14 protein-coding genes are annotated in these 16,544 nt (G+C 57.3%); 6 read left to right on the top strand and 8 right to left on the bottom strand.

What is annotated here, in order from left to right:
• Positions 1-13: 13 nt before the first annotated feature.
• From EI185_RS09875 to EI185_RS09865, 3 genes are all read right to left on the bottom strand, one after another.
• Entirely contained in the window at positions 14-763 is a 750-nt protein-coding gene (locus EI185_RS09875) for an RES family NAD+ phosphorylase (RefSeq protein WP_124704982.1), read from the bottom strand.
• Positions 764-1,123, bottom strand: a complete 360-nt coding sequence (locus EI185_RS09870; protein WP_124704981.1) for an MbcA/ParS/Xre antitoxin family protein — start codon at positions 1,121-1,123, stop codon at positions 764-766.
• A 1,736-nt stretch (positions 1,124-2,859) separates the two neighbouring features.
• The gene (locus tag EI185_RS09865) at positions 2,860-4,545 is read right to left on the bottom strand and encodes a glutamine--tRNA ligase/YqeY domain fusion protein (protein ID WP_124704980.1); all 1,686 of its coding nucleotides are present in this window, start codon (positions 4,543-4,545) and stop codon (positions 2,860-2,862) included.
• A 60-nt stretch (positions 4,546-4,605) separates the two neighbouring features.
• Between EI185_RS09865 and EI185_RS09860 the strand changes: the two genes are divergently transcribed.
• Positions 4,606-5,694, top strand: coding sequence for a TRAP transporter substrate-binding protein (locus tag EI185_RS09860; protein ID WP_124704979.1), 1,089 nt, complete (start codon positions 4,606-4,608; stop codon positions 5,692-5,694).
• Positions 5,695-5,943: 249 nt separating this feature from the next.
• On the opposite strand, the gene EI185_RS09855 is transcribed toward EI185_RS09860, so the two are convergent.
• The 3 genes from EI185_RS09855 to hemN all read right to left on the bottom strand — a co-directional run bounded on the left by EI185_RS09855 (position 5,944) and on the right by hemN (position 8,891).
• On the bottom strand, positions 5,944-6,510 hold the full coding sequence (locus tag EI185_RS09855; RefSeq protein WP_124704978.1) for a TlpA family protein disulfide reductase: 567 nt from the start codon (positions 6,508-6,510) through the stop codon (positions 5,944-5,946).
• Positions 6,511-6,516: 6 nt separating this feature from the next.
• Positions 6,517-7,344, bottom strand: a complete 828-nt coding sequence (locus tag EI185_RS09850) for a TlpA disulfide reductase family protein (protein ID WP_124704977.1) — start codon at positions 7,342-7,344, stop codon at positions 6,517-6,519.
• Between the two features lie 176 nt (positions 7,345-7,520).
• Positions 7,521-8,891 carry an oxygen-independent coproporphyrinogen III oxidase gene (gene hemN, locus EI185_RS09845; protein WP_124704976.1) on the bottom strand — a complete coding sequence of 457 codons (1,371 nt, stop codon included), beginning with the start codon at positions 8,889-8,891 and terminating at the stop codon, positions 7,521-7,523.
• A 211-nt stretch (positions 8,892-9,102) separates the two neighbouring features.
• Here hemN and EI185_RS09840 point away from each other — a divergent pair, with 211 nt between their 5' ends.
• The 5 genes from EI185_RS09840 to EI185_RS09820 all read left to right on the top strand — a co-directional run bounded on the left by EI185_RS09840 (position 9,103) and on the right by EI185_RS09820 (position 13,807).
• Positions 9,103-9,417: a hypothetical protein gene (locus EI185_RS09840; RefSeq protein WP_124704975.1), complete on the top strand. Its 315-nt coding sequence runs from the start codon at positions 9,103-9,105 to the stop codon at positions 9,415-9,417.
• A 73-nt stretch (positions 9,418-9,490) separates the two neighbouring features.
• Positions 9,491-11,842 carry a TonB-dependent receptor gene (locus EI185_RS09835; protein WP_124704974.1) on the top strand — a complete coding sequence of 784 codons (2,352 nt, stop codon included), beginning with the start codon at positions 9,491-9,493 and terminating at the stop codon, positions 11,840-11,842.
• 234 nt (positions 11,843-12,076) lie between these two features.
• Complete coding sequence (locus tag EI185_RS09830) at positions 12,077-12,730, top strand: MotA/TolQ/ExbB proton channel family protein (protein WP_124704973.1); 654 nt, start codon at positions 12,077-12,079, stop codon at positions 12,728-12,730.
• A complete protein-coding gene (locus EI185_RS09825) occupies positions 12,727-13,128 on the top strand; it encodes an ExbD/TolR family protein (protein ID WP_124704972.1) in 402 nt (133 codons plus the stop codon). The genes EI185_RS09830 and EI185_RS09825 overlap by 4 nt, the downstream gene beginning before the upstream one ends.
• The gene (locus tag EI185_RS09820; RefSeq protein ID WP_124704971.1) at positions 13,121-13,807 is read left to right on the top strand and encodes an energy transducer TonB; all 687 of its coding nucleotides are present in this window, start codon (positions 13,121-13,123) and stop codon (positions 13,805-13,807) included. The genes EI185_RS09825 and EI185_RS09820 overlap by 8 nt, the downstream gene beginning before the upstream one ends.
• Before the next feature lie 64 nt (positions 13,808-13,871).
• Here the strand turns inward: EI185_RS09820 and EI185_RS09815 are convergent, their stop codons facing one another.
• Positions 13,872-15,917 (bottom strand): O-antigen ligase family protein, encoded by a 2,046-nt coding sequence (locus tag EI185_RS09815; RefSeq protein ID WP_124704970.1) that lies wholly within the window; start codon positions 15,915-15,917, stop codon positions 13,872-13,874.
• Between the two features lie 82 nt (positions 15,918-15,999).
• Positions 16,000-16,443 carry a pilin gene (locus EI185_RS09810; RefSeq protein WP_124704969.1) on the bottom strand — a complete coding sequence of 148 codons (444 nt, stop codon included), beginning with the start codon at positions 16,441-16,443 and terminating at the stop codon, positions 16,000-16,002.
• Positions 16,444-16,544: the final 101 nt, after the last annotated feature.

The following is a 16,544-nucleotide window of genomic DNA, read 5'->3' as shown; positions in this document are numbered from 1 at the left end:
AATTGGCTAAACCTTAATTCGCCGCCTGTGGCAACTTGCCCGCTATCAGGAACATATCGATGGGAAATGTATGCAGGGCGCGGTTGTGAGCGGCATGAAAGCTGACGCGCTCGCCGGTCAGTTCGCATAACCAGGCTTCCTGGAACACGGGTTTACTCCCCTTCAGGGCCTGCGGTGTATACAGAGCGACATTGATGCCGCCATCCGGGTCGCGTGCAGAAACATACTCGAATGCCTCAATCCCCGCCGCGCGCATGCTGGCACCGAGCGCCTGGCTTGCGCCATAGTCCGACGGGCTGCTCAACACATCCCGATGCGCTGCAAACGGTGCTGCCTGGAGTTGCAGCCCCTTGTCGGTCCGGTATTCCGCGCCAAACAAAGTGTGTTGGGTATCCAGCTTGCCCGCAGGAGGCGTGACCATGCCGTACCAGAACAGGAGCCGGTAATAGGCGGCTTCTGCCAGCACTGTGCCGGTTTTCAACGCCCCATAAAACAGGCTGGGTGCGCTGCGTGTACCAAAGCGCGAGCCATGCTTCAGCGGCGGATAGCGAAACGGTGTTGCCAGCAGATAATCCAGGCGTTCGGTTCCCGGGCGCAAACGCGGCTTGGTTGACTCCAGCAGGTCTTCCAGCACCGCCTGGCGGTCGAGCGAACTGACCAGTTGATTGGTCGCCACCTGCTCCTGGCTTTCCACCAGGCGCAGTAACTCGCCTGAAAGCCGCAGCGGTCTGGTTTCCGCCAGACATGCATCCCAGTCAATCACTTACAACTTGCCCCGCATGGCATCCAGATATTCCAGCACGGTGGTAAGCCCTTGCACGGTTTTGACCTGCTCGCCCGGAACCCCGCCCGTATGCAGGTTTTCGGTCTGCATCCAGTGCCGCATCTGCTCGGGGTTGCCGCCAACCAGCACATACAGCGCGCGGTAACAACGGATGAACAGCAGCGCCAACTCACCCGCCTTGCTGCCCGGGTCGATACCACCCCGGCTGATGGCGGTGCGGTTCTTGCCAATGATCTCGCCCAGGTCAGCCTGACTCATCCCCAAGTGCTTGCCGGCATTGGCCAAGGCTTCCGACAGCACACTGGATTGATCAGTATTGGGTACGAGTGCCAAGTTCATGGGGTGCCTCCTGATTCAGCGCAAGAATTATTGTCAATTTAGCACATTTTATGTGTTATTTGTTTAATTTGCACAAAACGACGGATTTAACTAACTCCAATGACAAAGGACACAGATAAGCGCCAACAGCTACAGTCAGCCTTTCCCGGCACACACAAATTATGGGACGCATTTCCCCTCTGCAGCAGCCCCTGGCATCAGGCCAAAAACCGATCAGGCGGGGCGGCTGTTTGAGCCGCAGGCGAGTTCCCGTCCCGGCCGGTTTTTGGCCTGATGCCAGGGGGAAGCCGAAGGCCTGCAAGGTGGGGCGTGCTTTCTTTGGTTCATTTCTTTGCACGAGCAAAGAAAGAACTTGCCGCCGGGCAACCACGGCCTGACTGTCAGAATTTTAGGTCAGACCAAAATGAGCGACAGCCATAATTGGTAACAAAATTAAAAGGATGGTACAGAATGATTGATTTAGACGGTATGGCGGTCTAAAGTCAGTGCGGTCTATATTACGTTGAGGCAATCCAATGACTCCACTTGGTGAATTTTTAAAGAAATGGTGGTTCCCAGCCATAATGTTCCTATTGGCCACGTCACCGTCAGCACTTGCCCTGTGGTTCCAAAACACCCTATCGCCTCACATAGCAGCACAGGACCCAGTAACGCTCCTAAACATAGGAACTCTACTACTATGGTTATGTATGCTTCTATTGGTATTTATTGTTCTCCAGCGCCCTTGGCTCAAATGGGACGAACCAACTGGCACATGGGTTAGTCATTTCACGGGCCTTCGGTACTGCGGCACTTGCCGTGCCAAGAAAACTATCGTCCCGCTAAAAAACGAAAAAACAGGTTGGCGTTGTGTAGCGTGTGGCACTTTTCGCACAGACCCAGCACGAAAACCAAAAGACCCTCCGCAGTCTCCGTGTCCTTCTGGACCTCACACATGGATGGCGAATTGAACACTCCTAACATGGCTCGCTTCATTTACTGGGCGCTGCACGATAAAGCTGGCGCAGCGCCGATTAGCTATACGTTGACGCTGTAGAAAAACCCTCTGACGAAAAATCGGACCAACAATGAATAAAAATCGACCTCTCAAAATGCGCTGTATTCAACGATCGTGGACTGGGGAAGGATCAAGTGACCCCCGAAAACCGGTTTGCCTGACCCCTCAAGTAGTTTTTCTACAGCCTCGTTAGAACTCTTTTCTCTATGACGCCAAAAGTACGCCCGTCCTCCAAGCTCCTCGGCGATGCAGGTGAGCACTACGCTCTCAGTCAATTCAGCTTCGCCGGCAAGTACGCTGCAAAAATGCCAGATAACTGGGAGGCTTACGACCTTGCAGTCGAAACCGGTGGCCTTGTGCGAGTAAGTGTGAAGACCAGAAGTGAAAGCGAGGGCTGGAAAACAAGTCGATGGTTTAGCTTTGACGACCGAAAAAACTGCGATTGGATCGTCCTTATCTTCAAACCAAAAACTGGCGTTGTCCGTTCATGGGTTGTGCCTTATGCGGTAGCCAAAGCTTGCGCAAATGTACCAGGCCCAAATCGAAAGGATGCATGGTTTCGAGATATATCTTGGTCGAAACTAAACAAACTCCCGTTGTCCGTATTCGAGAACAATTGGTCGCTCAATGAAAGTCCAAATGAAGTGCAGTCATAGTCTTCTGCACCCGCAGGGGTCTAACTCTACGTATATGGAAGACGCGCTAAGGTGTGATCGGGTCAAACCCAGAACAATGCCACCTACCCCTGTTTCCCCCACGAATCCTTCAGCGTCACCGTGCGGTTGAACACCGGTTTACCCGGCTGGCTGTCCACGCGGTCGGCGACGAAATAACCGTGGCGCTCGAACTGAAAGCTGTCCTCTGCTGACGCGTCCCTGAGTGACGGTTCCAGGCAGGCGCTGATCACCGTCTTGGAATCCGGATTGAGGTCGAGCCGGTAATCCCGGTCCCCGGCACCGGGATTGGCGGCGGCGAACAGGCGGTCGTACAGACGCACTTCGGCCTGGTAGGCGTGGGCGACGGAGACCCAGTGGATATTGCCCTTGACCTTGACGCTGTCCGAGCCCGGCGTGCCGGATTTGGTATCGGGCAGATAGGTGCAGTGCACTGCGGTGATGTGGCCGTCGGCGTCCTTGTCGCAGCCGGTACATTCGACCACGTAGCCGTAGCGCAGCCGCACCCGGTTACCGGGGAACAGGCGGAAATAGCCCTTGGACGGCGTCTCCATGAAGTCCTCGCGCTCGATCCACAGTTCGCGCGACAGCGGCACGGCCCGCTTGCCGAGCTCGGGTTTGAGCGGGTGGTTGGGCGCGAAGCAGTCTTCGCTCTGTCCTTCCGGGTAATTATCGATCACCAGCTTGAGTGGATTGAGCACCGCGATGCGGCGTTCGGCGGCGATATTCAAATCCTCGCGCATGCAGTCTTCCAGCACGCTCATGTCGATCCACGAATCCGCCTTGGACACGCCGATGCGGTCGGTGAACAGGCGGAAACCCGCAGCGGTAAAGCCGCGTCGGCGCGCACCCACCAGCGTTGGCATGCGCGGGTCGTCCCAGCCATCGACATAACCGCCTTCCACCAGGTCGATCAGCTTGCGCTTGGACAGCACCACATAAGTGAGGTTGAGACGCGAGAATTCGATCTGCTGCGGGTGCCAGCCGATCAGCGGCTGCAACTGGTCGAGCACCCAGTCGTACAGCGGGCGATGGTCCTCGAATTCCAGTGTGCAGATGGAGTGGGTGATATGCTCGAGCGCGTCGGATACGCAGTGGGTGTAATCGTACAGCGGATAGATGCACCATTCGTTGCCGGTGCGGTGATGCTCGGCGTGGCGGATGCGGTAGATCACCGGATCGCGTAAATTGAAATTGGGCGAGGCCATGTCGATTTTTGCACGCAGCACATGCGCGCCGTCGGCGAATTCGCCTGCTTTCATGCGCCGGAACAGGTCGAGGTTTTCTGCCACGCTACGGTCGCGGTAGGGGCTGTTCTCGCCCGGCTCGACGTGGCTGCCGCGTAGCGCGCGCATTTCTTCGGCGCTCAGGCTGTCCACATAGGCCAGACCCTGCTCGATCAGGTATTCGGCAAAAGTGTAGAGTTTGGCGAAATAATCCGAGGCGAAATATTGATGCTCGCCCCAGTCGAAACCCAGCCAGCGCACTGCATCGAGAATGGAGTCCACATACTCCTGCTCTTCTTTTTCCGGATTGGTGTCGTCGAAGCGCAGGTGGCACACGCCGTTGTAATCGCGTGCCAGGCCGAAATTCAGGCAGATGGATTTGGCGTGGCCATAATGCAGATAGCCGTTCGGCTCCGGCGGAAAACGCGTGGCAACGCGGCCGCCCCATTTGTCGCTGGCGATGTCGTCGGCAATAATGTTGCGGATGAAATTGGTCGCGGGGATTTTTTCGGCTGGTTCGGACATGTTCGAAGGGTCGGGAGTTTGGTCTTTATAATTTTACCCGCTAAACACGGGAGGATAACAATGAAACGACGCGATTTTCTGAAGGGTGCAGGGGGAATGGGTCTGGCTAGCGGTGCGGCGCTTGCTGCGCTACCGGCACAGGCGGCCGATTCGCCCGTCATAAAATGGCGCATGGCGTCCAGTTTTCCCAAGAGCCTGGATACCATTTACGGCGCAGCAGAACTGTTGTCCAGGCGCGTATCCGCACTCACCAACGGCAAATTCGAGATTCGCGTATTCGCCGGCGGTGAACTGGTGCCCGGCCTGCAAGTGCTGGATGCGGTGCAGAACGGCACGGTGGAATGCGGCCATTCGGCGAGCTACTACTATGTGGGCAAAAACATGGCGTTCGCTTTCGACTGCGCGTTGCCGTTCGGCCTCACCGCGCGCCAGCAAAACGCCTGGATGTATTCCGGCGGCGGTATTGCGCTGATGCGCGATTTCTTCAAAGGCTACAATATCATCCAGTTTCCCGGCGGCAATACCGGCACCCAGATGGGCGGCTGGTTCCGCCACGAGATCAGGTCGCTGGCTGACCTCAAGGGGCTGAAAATGCGTATCCCCGGGCTCGGCGGCAAGATCATGGCGCGGCTCGGCGCCGTGCCGCAGACGCTGGCCGGCGCCGACATCTACCCGGCGCTGGAACGCGGCGCGCTCGACGCCGCCGAGTGGGTGGGGCCTTACGACGACGAAAAACTTGGCTTCTACAAAATCGCGAAAAATTACTACTATCCGGGCTGGTGGGAAGGCGGTCCGCAACTGTCGTTCATGGTCAACCTGCAAAAATGGAATGCGCTGCCCGAACAGTATCGGCAAGCGTTTGAAGTCGCTGCGGTGGAAGCCAACATGGCCATGCTGGCGCGCTACGATACCGTCAACGCTCCCGCCCTGATGCGTCTGGTGCAGAACGGCGTCAAGCTGCACGCTTTCCCCAAGGATGTCATGCTCGCCGCGCGTGCTGCGGCGTTTGCACTCTACGACGAGGAATCAGCCAGGAACCCGGCGTTCAGGACCATCTACAGCGAATGGAAAAAATTCCGCGACAGCGAAATCCAGTGGTTCAAGGTGGCCGAAGCGCCGTATGAGAATTTTCTCTATTACATGAAGTAAGGCAATTACGCCGCTGCCGACCTAAGGGCGCTGAAGGCAAAAGGCAAAAGGCAAAAGGCAAAAGGCAAAAGGTAAAAGGCAAAAGGCAAAAGGCAAAAGGCAAAAGGCAAAAGGCAAAAGGCAAAAGGCAAAAGGCAAAAGTTAAGCGCCATCCATAATCAGGAGATCATCGTGCGCAAGGTGCGACGCAAAGCGGGGTTATTGAATTCCGCCAAAACAGTCCATCGAGCACGCCATTGCTGGTGAAATTCAGTGCGCACGCAACAGGTTTAATTTGCTCGCCAGTGCAGCCGCCGATAGCTCACCCAGATGGGTATCGATCAGCCGTCCGCTAGCGTCGTAGAACAGTGTGATGGGTAACACCATCGAGCCGGCCACAGTACCCAGCCGGGTGTCTCGATCAAGCATGACATTAGTCAGATCAAGCTGGCCGGCGGACAGATAACGCTGGACGGTTGTCGCGTTTTCGCCCTGATTGGCAAAGACAAAGCGCACCCCGGTTTCGCGTTGTTGCGCGGCGGCGAGCATCGGCATTTCGTGCCGGCACGGCGGGCACCAGCTTGCCCAAAGATTGACGACCATGGGTTTGCCGTCGGCCAGCGCGGCAAGGTTTGTCGATTCGCCAGACAGCATCGTCGCCTGCATTTCAGACAGCGCCGAGTTATCCATCAGGCGCAGAGCGCCCAGTATCCCTTGCCATGCCAGCACCAATAACACCAACGCCAGAATGGTCCGTTTACGTGTCGACAAACCGTGCCAGACTCGGCGCATCGCGCCCGGTATTGCCGCAATAGACGCCAGGGGATTTTTGATCATCAGGTCTCAATCTTTGCCCGAAGCACTGGCGGACGTGCGCAACGGTTCCAATTTGCTTGCCAGCGAAGCAGCGGACAGCTCACCCAGGTGGTTATCGACCAGCCGTCCATTGGCGTCATAGAACAGGGTGGTTGGCAACGCGCCCGAGCCGACTTCGCGACCGAGCGCCGCGCCCGGATCGAGCAGCACATTGGCGAGATTGAGTTGACCCGCGCTGAGGTAGCGCTGCGCCGTCGCCCCATCCTCGCCCTGATTGACGAACACGAAACGGACCCCGGTTTCGCGTTGTTGCGTAGCGGCGAGCACCGGCATTTCACGTCGGCATGGCGGGCACCAGCTCGCCCACAGGTTGACGACCATGGGTTTGCCGTCGGCCAGCGCAGCAAGGCTGGTCGGCGCACCGGCAAGCGTCGTCAACGCCAGCTTGGGCAGAGCCGGCCGTTCAGTCGTGCGGAGTGCACCGAACAGCGCGCCCCACACCAGCGCGCCTGCCGTCAGCCCCAGCAGCAGCGGTTTGCGCAGTGCCGGCTGACGCCAGCCGCGCCAGATCGCCACCAGCAGCGCCGCCGCCATCCCGGCCCAGGGTGTGAACCCGCCGTCGCGGATATCGAGCATCGACCAGGGGCTGCTGCGATAAGTGTCGAACCAGAGGGCGACAAAGGCGATGCGCGCCACGATCACCCCGGCGATCAGCATGTCGCTCAAGGTATTGACGATCCCTGTTTGCTGGCGCCGCCCAACCAGGTGGCCTACGCCAGCCGCCACCAGCCCGGCTGCCAGCAACAGCAGTACATTGCCCGATAATGCGAACGGACCTACATTCATGGATAGCATGTTCAGTTTTTCCTTGCCTGTGCCAGACGGACGAAGAATTCGTCTGCTGACCCTGTGTACGTAGCGGTGGTTTATCCAGACTTATCCACGAGAAAACTTTCGCCTGAAAACCCGCGCTAACGCCGGCCTTCTGCGTTCGCAGCGGTTTTTTCGAAGTTGATACGCCAAGCTGGCGCCTACACGGTACGTGAATAGCGCGGTGCGGCACCTTCGGTCTGTTGCAGGTAAGCGTCGAACGTCATGGCGATATTGCGCAGAAAAATTCGCCCGGCTTCGGTCACGCGTACCTTTTCCGGGGTGAGCTCGACCAGCCCGTCGGCGCACAATGCCTCCAGTTCTGTCAGGCTCTGCGCAAAGTAGGTGTCGAAATCCAGCCCCCATGCGTGGGCGAATGCCGCCTTGTCCAGCTCCAGGTCGCACATGATGCGGGTGATGGCATCGCGGCGGATTTTGTCGTCCTGGCTGATGCGCAGGCCGCGCTCGATGGGCAGGCTGCCTTGCGCCACGCTGGCGTGATAGTCCGCCAGCCGCTTGAAATTTTGCGCGTAAACTTCGTCGGTCTGGCTGATGGCCGAGGCGCCGAAGGCCAGGATGTCGCAGTCGCGGTGCGTGGTGTAGCCCTGAAAGTTGCGCCATAGCGTTTTCTGCTGTTGGGCGCGCACCAGTTCATCGTCGTGCCTGGCAAAATGATCCATGCCGATATAAACATAACCCGCCTCGGACAGACGGCACTGGATCAACTCCTGCAGGCTGATACGGGTGGCGAAATCAGGCAGATCCGGCTCCTGAATGAGCTTCTGGTGTTTTTTGAGCCAGGGCACATGCGCATAACCGAATACCGCCAGCCGGTCGGGGGACAGCGCGAGGATTTCATCCAGCGTGGCGTTGAAGCTGGCCACGGTCTGGTGCGGCAATCCCACCATCAAATCCATGTTGATGCTGTTAAAACCCTCGCTGCGCATCCAGCCATACACCTGCTGGATCAGCGCCAGCGGTTGCAGCCGGTTCACCGCGCGCTGCACGCGCTCGTCGAGGTCCTGCACCCCGAGGCTGATGCGATTGAAGCCCGCCTGCTTGAGCGCCTGTACGTGCTCGCGGGAGAGCTCGCGCGGATCGACTTCACACCCGGCCTCTGCGTCATCGTCCACCTGGAAATGGCTGCGCAGATGCTGCGACAGGCGCAGGATATCGGCGGGCTTGAGGTAGGTGGGCGTGCCGCCGCCCCAGTGGATCTGGCGTACCACGCGTCCGCCGCCGGCTGCCTTGGCGCTGCGTTCGATTTCGTCGAACAGCACGTCAAGATAGGTCGTCGCTTTGGTGTAATCCTGCGTCGCCACCATGTTGCAGCCGCAGTAGTAGCACAGGCTGTCGCAGAACGGGATATGCACGTAAAGCGAGAGATCGCGTCCGCTGGCCTGGGAGCGCGCCAACTCGGCGCGCCAGTCGGCCTCGCTGAAGGTGGTGCTGAAGTAGGGCGCGGTAGGATAGGAGGTATAGCGTGGGCCGGGCTTGCTGTACTTTTCCAGAAGTGCAAAGGATGCCTGCATGGTCAACTCCGATTTCTGCTGAAAGATTCGATTTCTGGACGCTGTTTCTGTCAGTATTGTAGCCGTTTATCCATGACCATCTGTTTTATGCAACGCCGAAATTTTTTGGCGAGTGCTGAACTTGTCGAAACGCATCCGGTCTGTTGAGTGCATTGCACCTTCAGTAAAAATTGTATTTGATCCGGACCCGGCGCCCCTTTATAGTTAGCCCATGCAATCCACTAGCAAGCTAAAACCCACCAGGTTACGCCTGCGCAGCGTACTGAATTTTTTTCTGGCTGTGCTACTCAGCCTGCAGCTTGTCGCGCTGACTCAGCATCATCATGACCTGAGCACCCAGCAGGATAACTGCCCTGCATGTAATCTTGCTACCCATTTCTCGGGTGGTACACCCGCGATTGCGGCTGTGCTGCCGATGGTGGCGCTTATCCTTGCCTACTGGATTGCGGCGCATCCAGTACGTGTTGTTTATCCTGTTCTGCGTCGCCACGTCCGTCCCCCTTCTCACGCCCCTCCATTAGCCTGATCCACTGTTTTTTATGTAACGCGCGCGCCTGGCAGCGTGCGCGTGTGGCATTTTGCTTACTGGAGTCTGGCTTATGAATATTCGTTTATCCCGCATGGGCGCGGCGTTTGCGCTCGCATTTGCGGTCATCGCACCGGCGCGCGCGGCTGCCATTCAACCCGGACAGATCGAAGGCCGGGTCAACGACACGCTGGGGCATGCCGTCGCTGCAGCCTCGATCAAGCTGCAATCACCCGACGGCAAAACCCAGGGCGTCACGCAAAGCGACGCGCAAGGCCATTTCAGTTTCTCCCGGCTGGCACCCGGCATTTATGCGGTGGTGGTGGACAAGGCCAATTTCCAGACCGGCACCGACATCGTCACGCTGAACGCCGATGCGGGCAAAGCCAGCACCATTACCCTGGCCAGCACGCAGGCGCTGGAAGTCAAGGTGACGGCGCGCAAACGGGAGCGTCCGCGCAACGGCATCGCAGTGGATACCGGCAGCAGCAATTACCGCATCAGCGCCAAGGATGTGGCCGCGCTGCCGCAAGGCGCCAGCACGCCGCTCAACCAGGTGCTGTTGCAGGCGCCCGGCGTGGCGCAGGATTCCTACGGCCAGCTGCATATCCGCGGCGACCACGGCAACGTGCAGTACCGCATCAACGACATCATCGTGCCGGAGGCCATCACCGGCTTTGGCCAGTCGCTGGATACGCGCTTTGCCGAGAGCATCAATCTGCTCACCGGTGCGCTGCCGGCGCAATATGGCGACCGCACTGCGGGCGTGGTGGATATCCATACCAAAAGCGGCGAGTTTGATAACGACGGACGCATCGGCGTGACCGTGGGCAGCCACAACACGCGCGAGCTGTCGGGCGAAGTGAGCGGACACAATGGCAAGCTGAATTACTACCTCAATGCCTCCGCCCTAAAAAACGATCTCGGCATTGAAAACCCCACCGCCTCGACCAGCGCCATCCACGACACCACGCACCAGAACAAGGGCTTCGGCTACTTTTCCTACCTGCTCAGCGACAGCGCAAAACTGAGCCTGATTCTGGGCAGTTCCGACAACAAGTTCCAGATTCCCAACGTGCCCGGCCAGACGCCGAATTACACGCTGAATGGCGTCACCAGTTACCAGTCCGCCAACCTCGACGAGCGCCAGCGCGAAACCACGCGCTACGGCATTCTTGCGCTGCAAGGCACGCTGGGCGATCAATTCGATTACCAGCTTGCGGCGTTCAGCCGTTATTCCAAGGTATTGTTCGAGCCGGATGCCACGGGCGATCTCCTCTATACCGGGGTTGCCTCGCGCGTGCTGCGCACCAGCCAGGCCAACGGGCTGCAAGCCGACGGCAGCTATCATCTGAACCCCCGGCACACCTTGCGCACCGGTGTATTCATCAGCCAGGAACATCTCAATAACAACAATGATGTGCTCACCTTTCCGGCCGACAGTGCGGGTAACCAGACCAGCACCACGCCGATCGGCTTTACCGCCAACAACAGCAAAACCGCCAATCTGTACGGCGTCTATGCTCAGGACGAATGGAAGGCTACCAACAAGCTCACCATCAACTACGGCGCGCGTTTTGATCAGGTGGACGCTTACGTCACCGGCCACCAGTTGAGCCCGCGTCTCGGCGCGGTGTATCAGATCGACCCGCAGACCACCTTGCATGCAGGCTATGCGCGCTACTTCACGCCGCCGCCCAACGAGCTGATCAGCGGGCAGACCGTGGCGAGCTTCCAGGGCACCACCAATGCGCCGCCAGGCACGCAGAATGACCCGGTCAAATCGGAATCATCCGACTACTTCGACATCGGCCTCAGCCACCAGCTCACGCCGCACCTCACGCTGGGGCTGGACAGCTATTACAAAACGGTGAAAAACATGCTGGACGAAGGCCAGTTCGGCTCGGCGCTGCTGTATACGCCGTTCAATTACAGCCAGGGCAAGATATACGGCGCGGAGCTGACTGCCAATTACCGCAAGGATAATTTCTCGGCTTACCTCAATCTCGCCCACTCCACTGCAATGGGGCGCGGTATCAACTCGGCGCAGTACAATTTCGATGCGGCTGAACTGGCCTACATCGCCAACAACTGGGTGCATCTGGATCACGACCAGCGCATCACCGCCTCGCTCGGCACCGCGTATCGCTGGCGCGACACCACCTACAGCGCCGATGCGATCTATGGCAGCGGCCTGCGCAACGGCTTTGCCAACACCGGGCATTTGCCCGCGTATGTCCAGGTCAACGTTGCTGCCGCGCATACCTTCAACGTGGCGCAACTGGGCAAATTCGAAGGCCGCGTGAGCATCCTCAACCTGTTCGACCAAAGCTACCAGATCCGCGACGGCAGCGGCATCGGCGTGGGTGCCCCGCAATACGGCCCGCGCCGTGCGGTTTACTTCAGCCTCGACAAGTTTTTTTGATTAATCATGGCAGTTGCCACAGAGAACACAGAGGCCACCGAGAAAAACAATGCATTGGTGGTTTTCCAGATTTGTCCGTCAAGGGGAAAAAACGATTTTCCTCAAAGCCTGCGACACACTCTGTGGCCTCTGTGCTCTCTGTGGCTTCAACTGCTTTTCTCGATTGGTACCAACAAGCAGCGGTAACGCCGTATTTGCTTGAATACGGCTTGGAATAACTCAGGAGATACCTTCATGCAAGATTTACACGAAAGCTGGATCGCCATCAAACTCGGTGGCGTCATGATTTTTCCGTTGTCACTGCTGGCCGTGCTGGCACTCGCCATCATGCTCGAAAAAGCGGTGCTGTACTGGCGCTACGCGCGCCTCTCCGGCGAGCTGCTCGACCTGGTGGAAACCTATGGATTCGCCTGGGAGACACTGGAACACAAGCTGACTGCGCTCAACCAGCGCAATTATTTCCGGCGCTTTTTCAGCGTGGTGCTGGCCAACCGCAGCCGTCCGGCGTGGTGGACGGAATCGCGTGCCGCCGACGAGGCGCAACTCATCGAAACCGCGCTGTCGCGGCGCCTGTGGGTGCTGGAAACCATCGTCACCGCGGCGCCGCTGCTCGGCCTGATGGGCACCATCGGCGGCATGATGCACGCTTTCCAGCTGATCGGCGGCGCTGGCCTGGTCAACCCCACCGGCGTGACCGGCGGCGTGGCGCAGGCACTGATTGCCACCGCAGTGGGCCTGCTCATTGCGCTGATTTCGCTGTTCGGCTTCAACTATTTCTCGCGCCTGCAGGCGCAAACTATGGATGAAATGGAACGCCTCGGCACGCGCCTGATCGACCATATCCGTCTTGACGAGCAGGAACACGGGCCGGCAGGAGCACGGCCATGAAGCTGCGCAAAGCCAGGGTGCAGCGCAAGGGGCGCATCGAAATCATCCCGATGATCGACGTGATGTTTTTTCTGCTGGCGACGTTCATGCTGGCGTCCCTGTCCATGCAGAGCCTCAACTCGCTCAAGGTCAACCTGCCGCAGGGCAAGGCCGAGCGCCTGAGTACCGAAACGCCGGTGACGCTATCGGTCACCGCCGACGGCAAACTCTTCATCAACCGCGCGCCGGTCAGCCTGTCCACCCTTGCCGCCACGCTAAAGCCACTGATGCGCAGCAGCGAGGAAAACATCGTGGTTTCGGCAGACAGCAAAGCCCCGCAAGGCGTGGTGGTGCAGGCCATGCTGCAGGCGCGCGCAGCCGGCGCGCAGCATTTCCTGATTGCCGTGGCACATGAATAGCGCCGTTGCTATTGACCCGCCGGTCCAACCAATCAACCCGTGGTGGCCGTTGCCCCTGGCGCTAGTGCTGTGGGCGCTGATGCTGTGGGGGTTCGGCTTTTTTTTCGCAGCGCCTGCCAAGGTAGCAAGCATTCCTCCCGCCCCGATAGACGCACGCATCATCGAGCTGCCGCCGCCTCCAGCCCCACCCAAGCTCCAGCCCAAGCCGGTGGTTAAAGCGGAGAAAGTGGCACGCCCTGTACCGGTGGTGCGGCCTACCCCGCAAGCTGTGCAAACGCCGCCGCCCGCGCCGAAAGTGGCATTGCCCACGCCACCAGCACCTGTACCAGCGCCAACCCATGCCGAGCCTGCCCCTGTTCCGCCGCCGCCCAAGCCGGAACCCAGCCCCAGCACCGGCCAGGGCGGCACCCAGCAAATGGGCGCGCGCGCCCTGTACCAACCCAAACCGACGCTGCCGGAGGACCTGCGCGATGAAACCATCCACACCGTGGTGATGGCACGCTTCCACATCAAGCCCGACGGCAGCGCGACGGTCGAGCTGACCCAGGCCGCCCCCAACCCGCGCGTCAATCAGCTGATTTTGAACACCCTCAAAACCTGGCGCTTCTTCCCGGCAATCCAGGCCGGCAAACCGGTGGCGTCGGTGCAGGACGTGAAAGTGGCGATTGATGTGGAGTAGGGCATGCGCCGGGATCGGCTTTAATCCTGAATATGGTCATTGAGAACAACGGAGGTGGTTGGGTTTATTGCTTTGTTTCCAAGAGTGAGTAAAGTGAATTATTGATTGCTGGATCAGAAATGGGCGCGATTAAAGCAGCGAATCTGCGTAGCCGAGTCTGTTGCTCATCTTCTATTGCTTGATTTCCCAGGCAGTCGCCAACTTTGCAGGCAGATCGCATATTCCTTAATTTGTCCTGAATTTGATCAAGCGCTTCTTTTTGTGGGATTTGATGTTTCAATACTTCGGCTTGCAAGACAAGTCTGTCTCTCAAAAAAATCATTTTTGATATTCCAGTAGACAGCACTTCATAGCCAAAGGATGGGTTTCCTTCCAGAAAATAGCTATCGGCCAGAGCAATGATGCTTGCTACATGTCTTGGGTCAGACTCTAAAGCGCTTTTGGCAATAGAACGCGCCTGCTGAATCGCACTGTTACCCGGCATGAGATGACGGTGCTTTAATATTAAATCTGCTTCCGCTGCTCCAAGTTCGGGGGAGTTTGCGGAATTCCGGCGTAACTCATCGTATTTCTCGATGGTCTCTAAAAAAACTTCTTTTTGAAGCAATGTATTGCGCGGGTCGATTTCATCTAGCGCTTGTGCCGCGCTGTCCACCACATAACGTTGTGCGATGTATTCATTGGGTCTGATGGCTGCTATGAAGCGTGCGATGTCGTAGGGCGTTAATTGCGGAAATTGTTTCCGCAGCAATGAGAGTGACCGACTCTTTCCGTTCAGCAATATTTCACTGGCTTCATGCAATGCGATTTGGGAAATCGGTATGGCGAGCACGATTAACAGCAGGGTACGTTGCAGTGACGGGCTAACTGTTTTTGGCAGGCCGAACATGACGCGCTGGGACACCTGGCTTGATTGCCAAACGCGAGCCGCATAAAGACCGACAATGATATTGATGTAGTTGAGATAAAAAATGAAATTGACAGCGGCATGCAGGTAAGCCGCCATGATGCCAAGCATTAGCCCGACATTCTCAATTTGAACCGGCCGTCGTTTTGCAGGAGAAATTGTACGGAAGGCAAGCAAGGCGAGAAAGGCAAAAATGCACATGAACAGTACGAAAGTAACCAGCCCGCCCTCCTGTGCAATTTGCAGATAATCATTGTGGGCGTAATAACCGGCTGTGTTGTTATCCGCTGCCTGACGATAAGCTGGGTAAAAATCGCCCCAGGTTCCCAGTCCCGTTCCCAGCCATGGGTGTGCAGAAAACATATCCAGCGTGCTGCGCCAAATCAGCAGCCTTAAGGAAACAGACGCGTCACTTTCGAGATAATGAAGGTTAGCGCGTGCGGCCAGGTTGATATGGGTAACGGCCGAAATGATCAAGTAGCTTGCCAGCGCAAGTGACAATGATATGAAGACGTTTTTACGGAACCCTGGCAGCTGTCTGAATGCCCAAAATGCGAGAGGCATGAGCAGTAGCCACGCCAACATGGCGCCGCGTGACGAGGCTGCAAAAAAAGCCAGGCTTACAAGCAATAGGCTCGTACCCAATACCAATTGAGCAAAACGCGTCTTTTCTCCAAATGTTGAATCAGGTTTAAAAAAAGCCGCAAGTAAGGGAAACCATGCAAGATTCAGGAGGCATGCGTATACATTCGGATCTGCGAGTGGGCCCAACGCGCGGGGCAGACCAGGAAAAACAACCTGATAGATACCCCATAATGAAACGAGCCATGCGCCTGCAATAAATGGTTTTTTTAATTGCGCCCATATCTCGTCCGGGTTGGACGCGAGTTGCCAGGCAATAAAGCTGAGGGGGAGCGCACCTAATATCAGGGCTGTGTTCCAGCTATTGTAGGGGGAATGGCTCCACCAGATTGACGTGGCAATCCACAGTAAAAAACCCAGCATCAGGAGGGGTAGCTTGCCCTTGGGCCAAAGGGGTTTGCCTAATGCAAACCAGGTTGCCCAGCCTATCCATAGCACTAACAAGCCTGCTGTCACCGCCCCGGTAGTGGCAAAACTGGAAATCACACTGGCAATTATTAGCAGGCTAATTGTAAAAGGTCGATGATGAAAATGCATGGAGATGCTACCGAGTAATGACATTAAAAAAGCCTCCCGAAGGAGGCGTTTTTTTGCGTAGAGTGCATTATATCTTTAGCTAATGCACCCTGTGCGGACTCAGGCTTTACTTGCACAAACCCGCTGCAAGACATGTAGAGGCTGCGTCGGTCCCCCATGTGACATGATCCGAGCCACCTGCACCCGTAGCAGCCACAGTTGGCTTCAGCACTATGGTCTTGCTGTCAACGGCAGCTACACCCGTAGCAGTGATTGTACCATCTGCAGCGATGGTCATGCTGGACAGGTTACCAGAGGCGGTAGGCAAGGTTGGGAAGCCGGCAGCGCCTGCAGCAATGCCAACGATGGCGCCAGCCGATACACAAGATCCGTCAGTGACACACTCTTCGACGGCAAGTTTAACAGGGGCAGTAGCTGACACAACTTCCGTAAACTTGGCCTTTTTGATGTAGTTCTGATAGCTGGGAATCGCGATGGCGGCCAGAATACCGATAATCGCCACGACGATCATCAATTCAATCAGGGTAAAACCCTTTTGCATGCTTTTCATTTTGAATATCTCCTGTTGGTTAAGAAAAACAAAACACCGTAGTGTTTGGCTGGGTAGTTGCAACGGCTGTGCCAGCTTGATTTTGCGCTGGGCAGTTTTCT

The organism is Sulfuriferula multivorans (genome assembly GCF_003851125.1).
Lineage (GTDB): Bacteria > Pseudomonadota > Gammaproteobacteria > Burkholderiales > Sulfuriferulaceae > Sulfuriferula > Sulfuriferula multivorans.
The sequence above is the reverse complement of the archived record's forward strand: the minus strand, read 5'-3'. Positions and strand labels throughout refer to the sequence as shown.

What these genes read in the sequence shown, in the direction of transcription:
- EI185_RS09870 (WP_124704981.1), bottom strand. Translation starts at nt 1,123, where the DNA reads ATGAACTTGGCACTCGTACCCAATACTGATCAATCCAGTGTGCTGTCG.
- EI185_RS09865 (WP_124704980.1), bottom strand. Translation starts at nt 4,545, where the DNA reads ATGTCCGAACCAGCCGAAAAAATCCCCGCGACCAATTTCATCCGCAAC.
- EI185_RS09860 (WP_124704979.1), top strand. Translation starts at nt 4,606, where the DNA reads ATGAAACGACGCGATTTTCTGAAGGGTGCAGGGGGAATGGGTCTGGCT.
- EI185_RS09855 (WP_124704978.1), bottom strand. Translation starts at nt 6,510, where the DNA reads ATGATCAAAAATCCCCTGGCGTCTATTGCGGCAATACCGGGCGCGATG.
- EI185_RS09850 (WP_124704977.1), bottom strand. Translation starts at nt 7,344, where the DNA reads ATGCTATCCATGAATGTAGGTCCGTTCGCATTATCGGGCAATGTACTG.
- hemN (WP_124704976.1), bottom strand. Translation starts at nt 8,891, where the DNA reads ATGCAGGCATCCTTTGCACTTCTGGAAAAGTACAGCAAGCCCGGCCCA.
- EI185_RS09840 (WP_124704975.1), top strand. Translation starts at nt 9,103, where the DNA reads ATGCAATCCACTAGCAAGCTAAAACCCACCAGGTTACGCCTGCGCAGC.
- EI185_RS09835 (WP_124704974.1), top strand. Translation starts at nt 9,491, where the DNA reads ATGAATATTCGTTTATCCCGCATGGGCGCGGCGTTTGCGCTCGCATTT.
- EI185_RS09830 (WP_124704973.1), top strand. Translation starts at nt 12,077, where the DNA reads ATGCAAGATTTACACGAAAGCTGGATCGCCATCAAACTCGGTGGCGTC.
- EI185_RS09825 (WP_124704972.1), top strand. Translation starts at nt 12,727, where the DNA reads ATGAAGCTGCGCAAAGCCAGGGTGCAGCGCAAGGGGCGCATCGAAATC.
- EI185_RS09820 (WP_124704971.1), top strand. Translation starts at nt 13,121, where the DNA reads ATGAATAGCGCCGTTGCTATTGACCCGCCGGTCCAACCAATCAACCCG.
- EI185_RS09815 (WP_124704970.1), bottom strand. Translation starts at nt 15,917, where the DNA reads ATGTCATTACTCGGTAGCATCTCCATGCATTTTCATCATCGACCTTTT.
- EI185_RS09810 (WP_124704969.1), bottom strand. Translation starts at nt 16,443, where the DNA reads ATGAAAAGCATGCAAAAGGGTTTTACCCTGATTGAATTGATGATCGTC.